This is a genomic window from Synechocystis sp. FACHB-908 (assembly GCF_014698595.1).
Lineage (GTDB): Bacteria > Cyanobacteriota > Cyanobacteriia > Cyanobacteriales > Microcystaceae > Synechocystis.
The window spans coordinates 115,985-127,960 of record NZ_JACJTH010000027.1 but is presented as its reverse complement, the minus strand read 5'-3'; the positions used below and the strand labels follow the sequence as shown (position 1 = coordinate 127,960).

Genomic DNA, 11,976 nt, shown 5'->3' with positions numbered 1-11,976 from the left:
CCTTGTCAATTATTGTTAAGCAAAACATCGACGCATTATGCCTGGGGATTATTACCAAACGCTTGGAGTGACGCGGGATGCTGATAAAGATGAAATCAAACGAGCCTACCGTCGGTTAGCCCGGAAATATCATCCTGACGTTAATAAAGAACCAGGAGCAGAGGAAAAATTCAAAGAAATTAACCGAGCCTACGAAGTGCTATCGGAGCCAGAAATTCGTCAACGCTACGATCAATTTGGTGAAGCGGGGGTCAGCGGTGGCGGTGCCCAGGGCTTCGATGTGGGCAATATGGGCGATTTTGCCGACATTTTTGAAACCATTTTTGGTGGCTTTGGCGGTGGCATGGGCGGCCAGCAGCGGGGTCGTCGTCGAGCCAATGGTCCCACCAGGGGGGATGATCTACGGCTAGATTTACAGTTAACTTTCCAGGAAGCTATTTTTGGCGGCGAAAAAGAAATTCGCATTCCCCACCTGGAATCCTGTCAGGTCTGTGAGGGCACTGGGGCCAAGCCCGGCACTGGGGTTAAAACCTGTGGCACCTGTAATGGCGCTGGACAAGTCCGTCGGGCCACCCGCACCCCCTTTGGTAGTTTTGCCCAAGTTTCCGCCTGTCCTACCTGTAACGGCAGCGGCGAAGTCATTGAACAGAAATGTGAAGCCTGTAACGGGGTCGGCCGCAAACAGGAAACGAAAAAGCTGAAAATTACCATTCCCGCCGGAGTGGATGATGGTACCCGTTTGCGGGTGGGTAAAGAAGGAGATGCTGGTTTACGGGGTGGTCCCGCAGGGGATCTGTACGTCTTCCTGATGGTGGAAACGGATAAGCATTTTGTCCGGGAAGGGATGAATATTCGTTCCAATTTGGAAGTGAGCTATCTCCAAGCCATCCTTGGTTGTCGTCTGGAAGTGGACACAGTGGACGGTAAAGCAGAATTGACTATCCCCGCCGGCACCCAACCCAACACCGTCTTAACCCTGGAAAATAAAGGGGTGCCCAAATTAGGCAACGCCACCATTCGGGGCGACCATCTAATCACGGTTAAGGTACAAATTCCCACCCGGATTAACTCGGAAGAGCGGGAGCTATTGGAACGATTGGCCACTATCAAAGGAGAAAGCCACGGCAAAGGTGGATTAGAAGGATTTTTAGGGGGATTATTCCATAAATGAGCCTGGATAATGAATCAATCTTGCTAGATCTGCGGGGCACTCCCTGTCCGATTAATTTTGTTCGCACTAAGCTCAAATTGGCCCAGATGGCCCCAGGACAATGCCTGGAAGTCTGGCTAGATGAGGGAGAACCAGTGGAGCAGGTACCCCATAGCTTGGAATTGGAAGGCTATACGGAGCAATCCCTACGAGCACTGGAAGGAGAATCGGCCTATTGTTTAACCATTACCGTTCCGGCGACAGTTCCCTAGGGGACTAGGGGTTAACCAATGACCAAAGCTACGGATGAAGGTACGGTTATTGCCGTTCAAGCTAACTACTATTGGGTGCGGCTACGGAATGTGACGTCTCAACCACTACTCTGCACCCGCCGTACCCGTCTGAAAAAAGTGGGGCAAAAGGTCATGGTGGGGGATCAAGTCCGGGTGGAATTACCTCCTTCTTTGTTGTTGCATGGTCGTAGCAATACTGCACCAGTGCCCATGGTGGCCGAGGGGGATCTAGGGGCGATCGCCAAAGTTTATCCCCGCCGCACTGTGTTGGAGCGGCCACCGGTGGCCAATGCCGAACAAATTTGTTTAGTTTTTGCCCTCACCGATCCTCCCCTGGAAGAATGGCAGTTAAGTCGATTTTTGGTGCAAGCAGAAGCCACGGGACTGGAAATTAGCCTTTGCTTCAATAAACAGGATTTGGTGCAGGAAACCGATGTTAAATTCTGGGGCGATCGCCTGGCGGCCTGGGGTTACGCACCGATCATTATCAGCGTGGAAAATCGCTGGGGCGTGGAAAAATTACAGGAAAAACTAAGGAGCCGCATTAGCTTAATGGCCGGCCCCTCCGGAGTGGGCAAATCCAGTCTGATCAACCTGCTGGTGCCAGGGGTAGAACAACAGGTCAAAAATGTGTCGGGCAAACTGCGAAAAGGGCGCCACACCACTCGCCATGTGGAACTATTTGACCTTCCCCACGGGGGGCTACTAGCCGATACTCCAGGCTTCAACCAACCAGACCTGGCCGTTGAACCGGCCCAACTAATTCATCTTTTTCCCGAAGCCCGACAACAGTTAACAGGGCAGGAATGTTTTTTTAAAGACTGTTTGCACCGGGGAGAACCGGACTGTGCAGTGGGGCAGGATTGGGAAAGGTACGAACATTACCTAACCTTTCTGGAGGAAGTTTTGGCCCAGCAAAACCCGGAAAATTCTAGGGAAACGGACACAGGCTTGAAAACTAAAACCGGCAGTGATGGCCAGGAGTACGATGAACCAAAATTAGAAACTAAAAAATATCGCCGTCATTCCCGTCGTCAGGAGCATCAAGAACTCCAAAGTTTTTGTGAGCAAACGGATTTAGATAATTTACAGGAGGACTGGGAATAGACCGGAACGTTAGACTTAGAACAAACGAAATAACTAAGTTAAAAGTTATAACCAAAACTAATCAGTTAATCATTTTCCCAATATTCACAGGACATCAAGTCACCAATCTGATCCCGCAGTAAATAGTCATTCCTTTCCAATTCACATTCCACACAGACCCATTCCCGGGCAGGAATATACTGACAGAGGACATAAATGGGCTGGTGACGACTTACTGTGCCCTGCTCCACTAACAAGCGAGCCTCATCCTTGAGCATATTAATGTCGTAACCGGAGGAAGGAAGGGGTGTTAAAGTTGCAGTACTCATAAAAGCCACCAAAGTTGAAACTCATACACAACTATAACCTAACCCCAAATACAAACAAAGGGGGGCTTTGCTGTATTATCGATTACAATTCTTTGCACTTCCGTATAAATACTTAATTTTCTAGACTTTGGGCAACTCTAAACTTTTTGTTAAGGTTTTGCCAACGGTGACTGGCTGGTAGTTTTCCCCCTGAATTTGCCTTGCCCCAATCACGATATACTCAATGGCGACGATCAGGACAGAAAACCATTATGGTGGCGGTTGCAGTATTAGCGGCGGGGAAAGGCACCCGCATGAAATCAGATTTACCCAAGGTGCTCCACCAATTGGGGGGCTACAGTTTGGTGGAAAGGGTATTACAAAGTTGCCGTCCCCTGGCCCCGGAAAGACAGATATTGATTGTGGGCTACCAGGCCGCCGCCGTGGAATCTTCTTTGGCCGGGCGATCGGACGTGGAATTTGTTGAGCAAAGGGAACAGTTGGGGACTGGCCACGCTATTCAGCAGTTACTGCCTTGCCTCCAGGATTACCAGGGGGATTTGTTGGTGTTGAATGGGGATGCCCCTCTGCTCCGGTCAGAAACCTTGGAAAATTTGCTTGCTACCCACCAACGCCATGGCAATGCGGCCACCCTGCTCACAGCCCATTTGCCAGATCCGAAGGGTTACGGCCGGGTATTTTGCAACGGGGATAATCGGGTTACGCAAATTGTCGAGGACCGGGATTGTAATGCGGCCCAACGGCAAAACCATCGAGTCAATGGCGGTATTTATTGCTTCCACTGGCCTCGATTAGCGGCCGCTTTGCCTAAATTATCAGCCAACAATGATCAAAAGGAATATTACCTAACGGAAGTAGTGGACTACCTGGACCAGGTGATGGCGGTGGATGTGGACGATTATTTAGAAATTAACGGCATCAATGACCGCAAACAGTTGGCGGCGGCCAATGATATTTTGCAAAATCGCATCAAGGATGACTGGATGGCCCAGGGCATTACTTTGATCAACCCCGATAGCATCACTATTGACGACACAGTAGTACTAGAAGCGGATGTGATCATTGAACCCAACACTCACCTGCGGGGTAAAACTGTGATTGGTCGGGGTAGTCGCATTGGCCCCGGTAGTCTGATCGAGGATAGTATTGTCGGATCTGATGCATCAGTTCTATTTTCCGTGGTTAGCCAAAGTCAGATTGGGGACGGTTGTCGCCTTGGACCCTATAGCCACGTTCGAGGGGAGGCGGATATTCAAGCCAACTGTCGCATTGGCAATTTTGTCGAAGTGAAAAAATCTGTCATTGGTGCCCAATCTAATGTGGCCCATTTAAGTTACCTGGGGGACGCGATGCTGGGACAGCGGGTCAATGTGGGGGCCGGTACCATTACGGCTAATTATGACGGGGTGAGCAAGCATGCAACCGTAATTGGTAGTGGCACTAAAACCGGTGCCAATAGTGTGTTTGTGGCCCCAGTGCAGGTGGGGGAAGGGGTAACGGTGGCGGCGGGGTCGGTGATCAATCGGGATGTGCCCGCAGGATCTTTGGCGATCGCCAGGCCACGGCAACGTATTATTGATAATTGGCAAGTGCCCCCAGCCCCGCAGTCGGGTCAACCTTAAATTGTTATGCTCACCATTGCTTTACCGAAAGGCTCGTTGTTGCGGGATAGTATTGACCGTTTTCAGCAAATTGGCCTAGATTTTTCTGCTTTCCTCGAACCGAAAAACCGTCAGTTACAAATTCTGGACCCCACCCATCGGGCTAAGGCTTTACTGGTGAGGGCCTGGGATGTGCCGGTGTATGTGGAATATGGCCAGGCCCAGTTGGGCATTGTGGGCTACGACATTCTGCGGGAAAAGAAACCAGCGGTGGCCCAGTTGGCGGATTTAAATTTTGGTGGCTGTCGTCTTTCGGTGGCCGTGCCCCAGGCCAGTCCCTATCGGCGATCGGTGGATTTACCGCCCCATGGTCGGGTGGCTTCTAAGTTTGTCCATTGTGCCCTGGAGCATTTCCGACGTTTGGATTTGCCGGTGGAAATTATTCCCCTTTATGGCTCGGTGGAGTTGGGGCCCATTACGGGCATGTCGGAAGCCATTGTGGATTTAGTTTCCACTGGTCGCACTCTCCAAGAGAATGGCTTGATGGAAATCGAAGTTTTGTTCGACAGTAGCGCCCGCCTCATTGCCCATCCCCTCAGTTACCGGGTTAATGGCGATCGCCTGCTGGACTGGGTGGAAAAATTGCGATCGGTGATCTAATCTTCTTGGTTAGGCCAAAGTAAACGCAGGGCCATGATGGTAAACCCCAAGGCGGCCAATGCTTTGAGTAATTTAGTCGGCAAAAATTGAGCTAAACTGCCCCCAGCCAAAACCCCAAGGAAACTGGCTAAAATTAATGCCGTCACGGAACCGAAAAATACGGCCCGGGGAGATTTGGCACTTCCCCCCAAGGCGATCGCCGCCAACTGGCTTTTGTCGCCAATTTCCGCTAGAAAAACGGTGATGAAACTTAGACCAAACAGTTGCCAATCCATAGTGATGTTAAAACGAAAAATGTTAAGGGGAAGTCAAACCCTGCTCGCCGATTAAATAATCCACAAATTGCCTCGCTGTGCGGCCTGATCGCCCATTATGCCTGGTGGCCCATTGTTTAGCCCGGAAATCTAACTCCGTTTCCGATAAATTAATCTGCGCCTGTTTAGCCAAGTGGTGTACTATCATCAAATACGTGTCCTGGTTAGCCGGCGGAAAAGTTAGGGTTAAACCAAAACGGTCACTAAAGGATAATTTTTCCTGCACCGTGTCCCAAGCCTGTACTTCGTCAGCATCCTGGGGCGAAGGGCGATCGCCAAAAAATTCGCGAATTAAATGACGGCGGTTACTGGTGGCATAAATGACCACATTAGCGGGGCGGGCGACCAAATCCCCTTCTAAGACAACCTTTAAACTTTTAAAACGCTCATCCTCCTCTTCAAAGGAGAGGTCATCAACAAAAATGATAAATTTCTGAGGATAGGTACGTAGTTTTCCCACCAATAAAGGCAGGGTAATCAAATCCCGGGGAGATACTTCCACTAGGCGCAAACCCCGATCGCCGTACTGATTAACCAAGGCTTTCACCAAAGAAGATTTACCACTGCCTCGACTGCCATAGAGCAACACATTCAGCGCCGGCAGTCCCTGCAAAAGGCATTGCGTATTTTGACAGAGGATCTTTTGGGGATCATCGTAGCCCACCAAGTCTGCCAATCGAACGCCATCGATTTGGGGTACCCCCTGTAAGTTTTTCCCCCGCCAACGAAAAGCCCGGTAATGGGCCACGGCTCCCACGCCTTTTTGTCGATAATGGGCCACCAGATAAGCCAAATTTTCGCCCCAGTTTTGGCCGCCTTCTGCAGGAAACTCTAGTTGGTTGGGCACTTGCCAAGCCTTTAACGCCACTGGAGTTTGGGAAGCAATGATTACCCACTGCAAAATCTGTTCCGGTGGGCATTGATACACCATTTGGATCAAATTCAGGTCATGGCGAGCCGCATCCTGCAAACTGGTTGGTAATTGGGCCAATTCTTCCCTTTGCACCCGCACACTAAATGGATTCTCATCCTCCAACAGGCGATCGAGTAAAAAGTCCTGCCAACTCTGACCCGCCTCGGCCAAATGGCGAAACCACACCCCATAGGCTTGCAAACAAACCGTAGCTTCCGGCTTTTGATTCGTGCCATTGTGGTGCAAACAGCGCAACAAATCTAAAAAAGCTTCCCCAATGGGATTGTCGAAAATACCTTGATACAGTAACAGGCTGGAAACCTGATGGTACAAAGCTTTGCTGGATGTAGCTAGTAGGGGAGTAGGGTAGGGAACCGTCATCAAATATTGTGCCAAAGTCTAGGGTAAAATTTCCCGGCCCACCGCCTTATAGCGCCCCCAGGCCAAATGGGAACGGGGATCAACGTAATCTCGAATAATTACCCCCGACTGGGAAGCCCGCTCAAAGGCCACCAATAGGGGAATTTCCGTTGTGAACAGAGGTAAATTTTCCGCCTGTAATAATTGCCTTGCTTCGCGACCACTACGGGTACGGGCATCTACCTTGGTTAACAAAATTTTGTAGTTAACCTTGAGGGAGGCCAATTGCTCCGCCGCCTTTAAAGTGGCATCTAAATCCAAATGGTTGGGAGTGGTGGGAATAATCAATAAATCGCTCCCCTCTGCCAAATCCCGAAATTCATCCAACTCTGGCATGGCTCTAGTGTCCACCACAATGTGGGGATACTTACGGATTAATGCGGTGGAGCCCGCTTGGGAAGCAACGTAGAAGGGTAATTTTTCTTCCCTCGCCCAGATTAATGCCGAACGGTTACGGTCCGCATCAATCAGCAATGTTTGATCCTTTTGTTGCAGATAGGCTGCCAGGTGGACAGCGGTGGTGGTTTTCCCAACGCCCCCTTTGAGGGCAGTGATGGCAATAATCATCGGCTAGGGCAAAAGAAAAAGGAGAGCTGTAACACTCTCCCAACTTTAGCTAATTGATGATGTTTTGCTCAATTAGTTTTGTTTTTTAGTCATTTCTTCGAGTGATAACTGTTTTGCAAAACCTTTAGAGAGCATTACCCCGGGGCAGTACTTCCTCAGGGAAGATAAAGTTTTCATGGGGTTGATCTTGGGGAGCCATCCAGGCGCGCATCCCTTCGTTCAACAAAATGTTTTTCGTATAAAACGTTTCAAATTCCGGATCTTCAGCAGCCCGCAGTTCCTGGGAAACGAAGTCATAAGCCCGTAGGTTCAACGCCAAACCGACGATACCCACAGAACTCATCCACAAACCAGTTACGGGAACGAACAACATGAAGAAGTGCAGCCACCGTTTGTTGGAGAAAGCAATACCGAAAATCTGAGACCAGAAACGGTTGGCAGTCACCATGGAGTAGGTTTCTTCCGCTTGGGTAGGTTCAAACGCCCGGAAGGTGTTGGAATCTTCACCGTCTTCAAACAGGGTGTTTTCCACCGTGGCACCGTGGATGGCACACAGTAGGGCACCACCGAGAATACCGGCTACTCCCATCATGTGGAAGGGGTTCAGGGTCCAGTTGTGGAAACCTTGTAGGAACAAAATAAACCGGAAGATTCCCGCTACCCCAAAGCTGGGAGCAAAGAACCAACTCGATTGACCCAAGGGGTACATCAGAAAGACGCTGACAAATACCGCAATGGGACCAGAGAAAGCGATGGCGTTGTAGGGACGAATGCCTACCAGACGGGAAATTTCGAACTGACGCAGCATGAAGCCAATCAATCCAAAGGCACCGTGGAGGGCAACGAAGGGCCACAAACCACCAATTTGGAACCAGCGGGTCAGGTTACCTTGAGCTTCCGGTCCCCACAGGAACAGGAGGGAATGGCCGAAGGCATCGGCGGGGGAAGAGACCGCCACGGTCAAAAAGTTAGCCCCTTCCAGGTAGGAACTGGCTAGACCGTGGGTGTACCAGGAAGTAACGAAGGTGGTGCCGGTTAACCATCCCCCCAGGGCCATGAAGGCGCAGGGGAAGAGTAGCAAACCAGACCAACCGATAAATACGAAACGATCACGCTTTAGCCAATCGTCGAGGACATCAAACCATCCTCTTTCGACTGGGGCGCGTCCGACTGCAATGGTCATGGCGCAAAATCTCCAAAATAATAATTACGAAGGAAAATTTTCTCTCCCGATCGCCGACCCATGGTTTTGCCCGTTGTTGGGACAAAAATGAGAAAGAACCGGGAAATCTTAATTTTTCTTAATGTTATCCATTGTAAAGGAAATTCTGGGAATCTGCCAGTGCGAAAGGGATTGGAGCATAGTTACATGTCAAAGCCAGCCCAGTAACATTCCAGCTAGTAACACAAAGCCAATGATGACGTTTTGTCCAAAAATTTGACCGTATAGTTTCGGTTCCGGCGTGGGGGCACTGAGTTGGATGTATTGGATCACCCAACCCACAATGGCGATCGCCAAGCTGAGCCAATAGAGGGGATTGAGCATTAGAATCATGCCCAAATAAAATAAACAGCCAATGGTGAGGGCGAAAAATATCCCCACCGCTTCCCCGACGTACTGGCCAAAAAACAGGGCACTGGAGTTAACCCCAATGCGGCGGTCATCTTCTCGATCCGCCATGGCGTAAACAGTGTCAAAACCGAGGGTCCAAAACACGGTGGCCCCCCACAGCACCCAGGTGGCATCGGTCAAATCCCCCGTGACTGCACTCCAACTAATTAGCACAGCAAAACCCCAAGCAATTGACAGTACTAACTGGGGTACAGGGAAAACCCTTTTCGCACCAGGGTAAGCAACAATGACCGGCACCGCCGCCACACAAAGCCAGAAACTGAGGGGAGTGAGGTAAAAGGCTAGCCCCGCCGCACACAGTAGGGCTACTAACGCCACTCCAATGCCCACTTGCACCGAGAGAGCCCGGGCCGCCAGAGGCCGTTGCTTAGTGCGCTCTACCTGGGGATCAATATCCCGGTCCCATAGGTCATTGACCACACAGCCTAAACCACTGGTGGCCAAAGTTCCCAAAGCAATGGTGCCTAGTAGGGGTAGGGGTGGTAGACCTTGGGCCGCTAAACACACTGCCCACAGCGCCGGAATCATTAAAATCAGTCGGCCGGCGGGTTTATGCCAGCGCAACAGGTAAATGATTGTTAACCAGAGGGGCGGGGAAGATGGGGTTTGGGCAACCATAGAAAAATTAAAGGACTACTAGGGGGAAGGGGGGCGGTCACTGCTCCAGGCCCACCAACCCTGACCACATTCACACTGGTAAAATTCCTGCCATTTGCGCCGTCGATCATCCCCCAACACTGGCGATCGCCGATTGATCCAAGCCCGGAGGGCCTGACGGGGGCCAGCTTGGCATTGGGGACAACAAAAACCCCTGGCATGAACAGTATCCTCAACCCAAGGGGGAGGAGTGGGGTCAAAGACTTCCATGGGGTTCTGGCATGGGTAAGGGATGGAAAAATTCGGCTAGCAATGGCGATCGCCGTAGTTTACCAATGGGGTGAATGGGGCCGATGATTAGAACTCTTCGGGGTAATTATTCATGGTGGCTTCGGCGTTGTCCCGCTTAGAGCCGAGTAAATCCAAATTATTGACCCGGATCACTGGCTTGGAACGAGGAGTACCGGAGTTCCGGTCTTCCCAATGGTCAAACTTTAACGATCCTTGGATACCAATCAAACTGCCTTTTTTGACGTAGTTACCGGCTATTTCAGCAGTTTTACCCCAAATTTCCAGGTCAAACCAATCGGGGGGTTCATCCTTTTTGCTTGTGCGTCGATTCACCGCCAGGGTGAAGTTACAAACTACATTACCGGACTCAAAATATTTAACTTCAGGGTCACGGCCGGCCCTTCCCACCAAATGGATGCTGTTCACTGACATAAAAATCTTTCCTTGGGATCTTGAAGATTTTCCGATACGCTATTAGCGGTTAGCCTCAGTTTAAAGTCAAACCTCCATCTTCGTCATCTCAATTTAATTTATGACTTCCCCCTCTCCCCTGGTCGGCATCATCATGGGAAGCGATTCCGATCTCCCCACCATGGCAGCGGCGATCGCCGTCTGTGAAGAATTTGCCGTACCAACGGAGGTGGCCATTATCTCTGCCCATCGCACCCCGGAAAGAATGGTGGAGTATGCCCAAACTGCCCACCAGCGGGGCTTGCGGATAATTATTGCCGGGGCTGGGGGAGCGGCCCATTTACCGGGCATGGTGGCGGCCCTGACCCCTTTACCAGTCATCGGTGTGCCGGTGCAGACTAAAACCTTACAGGGAGTGGATTCCCTCTATTCCATTGTGCAAATGCCGGGGGGAATACCTGTAGCTACCGTGGCGATCGGTAATGCCAAAAATGCGGGGTTATTGGCGGTGCAAATACTGGCTAGCCATAATCCCGTGCTGTTGGAAAAAGTACAGCAATATCGCCAAAGTCTAGAAACCATGGTTTTGGACAAACAAGCGGAGTTGGAGCGACTGGGCTACAGGGCCTATCTGGACCAGCAAAATCAGTGATTTCTGACATCACTGCCATCCCCCCAAGACCATTAACCGAGTATGGCAAAATGGGGCTTAATTCGATCGATGTTAATTCGACCACCACATTGGACAATCGGGGATAACGGCTATGGGCATTAAGGCGTTGGCGGGCAGGGATCTATTGGCGATCGCCGATTTGACCATCGAAGAGATGAAATCACTCTTGCAGTTGGCGGCGGATCTTAAATCCGGTGTGCTCAAGCCCCACTGTCGGAAAATTCTCGGTTTACTGTTTTACAAAGCCTCCACCCGTACCAGGGTTTCCTTCACCGCGGCCATGTATCAACTGGGAGGGCAGGTATTGGATTTAAACCCCAGCGTGACCCAAGTGGGTCGGGGAGAGCCGATTCAGGATACCGCTAGGGTATTAGACCGCTACATTGATATCCTGGCGGTGCGGACTTTCAAACAGACAGATCTGCAAACCTTTGCTGACCATGCCAAAATGCCCATCATCAATGCCCTGAGCGACTTGGAGCATCCCTGCCAAATTTTGGCCGATTTACAAACCATCAAGGAATGTTTCGGCAAATTGGAAGGCTTAACGGTGACTTATCTAGGGGACGGCAACAATGTCGCCCATTCCCTCATTCTCGGTGGGGTAATGATGGGCATGACGGTGCGGGTGGCTACCCCGAAGAACTATGAACCCTTGGCAGAAATTGTTCAACAAGCCCAACAAATTGCGGCTCCAGGGGGAAAAGTGGAACTAACCGACGATCCCAAAGCCGCCGCCCAGGGAAGTCATATCCTCTACACCGATGTGTGGGCCAGCATGGGCCAGGAAGATTTAGCCGACAGTCGCATTCCCATTTTCCAGCCCTACCAGATTAACCAAGAACTCCTTGCCTTGGCCGATCCCGAAGCCATTGTGCTCCACTGTCTGCCGGCTCACCGGGGGGAAGAAATTACTGACGCTGTTATGGAAGGCCCGCAATCCCGACTGTGGGACCAAGCGGAAAATCGCATGCACGCCCAAAAAGCCCTCATGGTGGCCCTTTTGGGTTTAGTTTAATGCCGCTCAATTCAGAAGAA

At 50.8% G+C, this 11,976-nt stretch carries 15 protein-coding genes; 7 read left to right on the top strand and 8 right to left on the bottom strand.

Annotated features, from left to right (window positions below):
* The first annotated feature begins 37 nt into the window (after positions 1 to 37).
* The 3 genes from dnaJ to rsgA are packed head-to-tail and all read left to right on the top strand — an operon-like array spanning position 38 to position 2,550.
* Positions 38 to 1,171 (top strand): molecular chaperone DnaJ, encoded by a 1,134-nt coding sequence (gene dnaJ / locus H6G46_RS09790; RefSeq protein WP_010874083.1) that lies wholly within the window; start codon positions 38 to 40, stop codon positions 1,169 to 1,171.
* Positions 1,168 to 1,422: a sulfurtransferase TusA family protein gene (locus H6G46_RS09785; protein ID WP_010874082.1), complete on the top strand. Its 255-nt coding sequence runs from the start codon at positions 1,168 to 1,170 to the stop codon at positions 1,420 to 1,422. The genes dnaJ and H6G46_RS09785 overlap by 4 nt, the downstream gene beginning before the upstream one ends.
* Before the next feature lie 18 nt (positions 1,423 to 1,440).
* Positions 1,441 to 2,550 carry a small ribosomal subunit biogenesis GTPase RsgA gene (gene rsgA, locus H6G46_RS09780; RefSeq protein ID WP_010874081.1) on the top strand — a complete coding sequence of 370 codons (1,110 nt, stop codon included), beginning with the start codon at positions 1,441 to 1,443 and terminating at the stop codon, positions 2,548 to 2,550.
* Positions 2,551 to 2,615: 65 nt separating this feature from the next.
* Here rsgA and H6G46_RS09775 read toward each other — a convergent pair whose 3' ends face one another.
* The gene (locus H6G46_RS09775; protein WP_010874080.1) at positions 2,616 to 2,867 is read right to left on the bottom strand and encodes a DUF4327 family protein; all 252 of its coding nucleotides are present in this window, start codon (positions 2,865 to 2,867) and stop codon (positions 2,616 to 2,618) included.
* 242 nt (positions 2,868 to 3,109) lie between these two features.
* On the opposite strand from H6G46_RS09775, the gene glmU reads away from it, so the two are divergent.
* Both glmU and hisG read left to right on the top strand, forming a co-directional pair.
* Complete coding sequence (gene glmU, locus H6G46_RS09770) at positions 3,110 to 4,480, top strand: bifunctional UDP-N-acetylglucosamine diphosphorylase/glucosamine-1-phosphate N-acetyltransferase GlmU (protein WP_010874079.1); 1,371 nt, start codon at positions 3,110 to 3,112, stop codon at positions 4,478 to 4,480.
* 6 nt (positions 4,481 to 4,486) lie between these two features.
* Entirely contained in the window at positions 4,487 to 5,119 is a 633-nt protein-coding gene (gene hisG, locus H6G46_RS09765; protein ID WP_010874078.1) for an ATP phosphoribosyltransferase, read from the top strand.
* On the opposite strand, the gene H6G46_RS09760 is transcribed toward hisG, so the two are convergent.
* The 7 genes from H6G46_RS09760 to H6G46_RS09730 all read right to left on the bottom strand — a co-directional run bounded on the left by H6G46_RS09760 (position 5,116) and on the right by H6G46_RS09730 (position 10,286).
* The gene (locus H6G46_RS09760) at positions 5,116 to 5,394 is read right to left on the bottom strand and encodes a TMEM165/GDT1 family protein (RefSeq protein WP_010874077.1); all 279 of its coding nucleotides are present in this window, start codon (positions 5,392 to 5,394) and stop codon (positions 5,116 to 5,118) included. The two genes, hisG and H6G46_RS09760, sit on opposite strands and share 4 nt — an antisense overlap.
* A 22-nt stretch (positions 5,395 to 5,416) precedes the next feature.
* Positions 5,417 to 6,727, bottom strand: a complete 1,311-nt coding sequence (locus H6G46_RS09755) for an ATP-binding protein (protein WP_010874076.1) — start codon at positions 6,725 to 6,727, stop codon at positions 5,417 to 5,419.
* 18 nt (positions 6,728 to 6,745) lie between these two features.
* Positions 6,746 to 7,333, bottom strand: a complete 588-nt coding sequence (locus tag H6G46_RS09750; protein ID WP_010874075.1) for a ParA family protein — start codon at positions 7,331 to 7,333, stop codon at positions 6,746 to 6,748.
* Positions 7,334 to 7,457: 124 nt separating this feature from the next.
* Positions 7,458 to 8,516: a photosystem II D2 protein (photosystem q(a) protein) gene (gene psbD / locus H6G46_RS09745; protein WP_010872429.1), complete on the bottom strand. Its 1,059-nt coding sequence runs from the start codon at positions 8,514 to 8,516 to the stop codon at positions 7,458 to 7,460.
* A 189-nt stretch (positions 8,517 to 8,705) separates the two neighbouring features.
* Positions 8,706 to 9,584 carry a 4-hydroxybenzoate solanesyltransferase gene (locus tag H6G46_RS09740; RefSeq protein ID WP_010874074.1) on the bottom strand — a complete coding sequence of 293 codons (879 nt, stop codon included), beginning with the start codon at positions 9,582 to 9,584 and terminating at the stop codon, positions 8,706 to 8,708.
* Between the two features lie 18 nt (positions 9,585 to 9,602).
* Complete coding sequence (locus H6G46_RS09735) at positions 9,603 to 9,833, bottom strand: hypothetical protein (RefSeq protein WP_041425863.1); 231 nt, start codon at positions 9,831 to 9,833, stop codon at positions 9,603 to 9,605.
* Between the two features lie 87 nt (positions 9,834 to 9,920).
* Entirely contained in the window at positions 9,921 to 10,286 is a 366-nt protein-coding gene (locus H6G46_RS09730) for a single-stranded DNA-binding protein (RefSeq protein WP_010874073.1), read from the bottom strand.
* Positions 10,287 to 10,386: 100 nt separating this feature from the next.
* On the opposite strand from H6G46_RS09730, the gene purE reads away from it, so the two are divergent.
* A complete protein-coding gene (gene purE / locus H6G46_RS09725) occupies positions 10,387 to 10,917 on the top strand; it encodes a 5-(carboxyamino)imidazole ribonucleotide mutase (protein ID WP_010874072.1) in 531 nt (176 codons plus the stop codon).
* A 112-nt stretch (positions 10,918 to 11,029) separates the two neighbouring features.
* Positions 11,030 to 11,956: an ornithine carbamoyltransferase gene (gene argF, locus H6G46_RS09720; RefSeq protein ID WP_010874071.1), complete on the top strand. Its 927-nt coding sequence runs from the start codon at positions 11,030 to 11,032 to the stop codon at positions 11,954 to 11,956.
* The last annotated feature ends 20 nt before the right edge of the window (positions 11,957 to 11,976 follow it).

Bases quoted from the DNA above. Each gene is read 5' to 3' on its own strand.
- dnaJ (WP_010874083.1), top strand. From the start codon at position 38: ATGCCTGGGGATTATTACCAAACGCTTGGAGTGACGCGGGATGCTGAT.
- H6G46_RS09785 (WP_010874082.1), top strand. From the start codon at position 1,168: ATGAGCCTGGATAATGAATCAATCTTGCTAGATCTGCGGGGCACTCCC.
- rsgA (WP_010874081.1), top strand. From the start codon at position 1,441: ATGACCAAAGCTACGGATGAAGGTACGGTTATTGCCGTTCAAGCTAAC.
- glmU (WP_010874079.1), top strand. From the start codon at position 3,110: ATGGTGGCGGTTGCAGTATTAGCGGCGGGGAAAGGCACCCGCATGAAA.
- hisG (WP_010874078.1), top strand. From the start codon at position 4,487: ATGCTCACCATTGCTTTACCGAAAGGCTCGTTGTTGCGGGATAGTATT.
- H6G46_RS09760 (WP_010874077.1), bottom strand. From the start codon at position 5,394: ATGGATTGGCAACTGTTTGGTCTAAGTTTCATCACCGTTTTTCTAGCG.
- H6G46_RS09755 (WP_010874076.1), bottom strand. From the start codon at position 6,727: ATGACGGTTCCCTACCCTACTCCCCTACTAGCTACATCCAGCAAAGCT.
- H6G46_RS09750 (WP_010874075.1), bottom strand. From the start codon at position 7,333: ATGATTATTGCCATCACTGCCCTCAAAGGGGGCGTTGGGAAAACCACC.
- psbD (WP_010872429.1), bottom strand. From the start codon at position 8,516: ATGACCATTGCAGTCGGACGCGCCCCAGTCGAAAGAGGATGGTTTGAT.
- H6G46_RS09740 (WP_010874074.1), bottom strand. From the start codon at position 9,584: ATGGTTGCCCAAACCCCATCTTCCCCGCCCCTCTGGTTAACAATCATT.
- H6G46_RS09735 (WP_041425863.1), bottom strand. From the start codon at position 9,833: ATGGAAGTCTTTGACCCCACTCCTCCCCCTTGGGTTGAGGATACTGTT.
- H6G46_RS09730 (WP_010874073.1), bottom strand. From the start codon at position 10,286: ATGTCAGTGAACAGCATCCATTTGGTGGGAAGGGCCGGCCGTGACCCT.
- purE (WP_010874072.1), top strand. From the start codon at position 10,387: ATGACTTCCCCCTCTCCCCTGGTCGGCATCATCATGGGAAGCGATTCC.
- argF (WP_010874071.1), top strand. From the start codon at position 11,030: ATGGGCATTAAGGCGTTGGCGGGCAGGGATCTATTGGCGATCGCCGAT.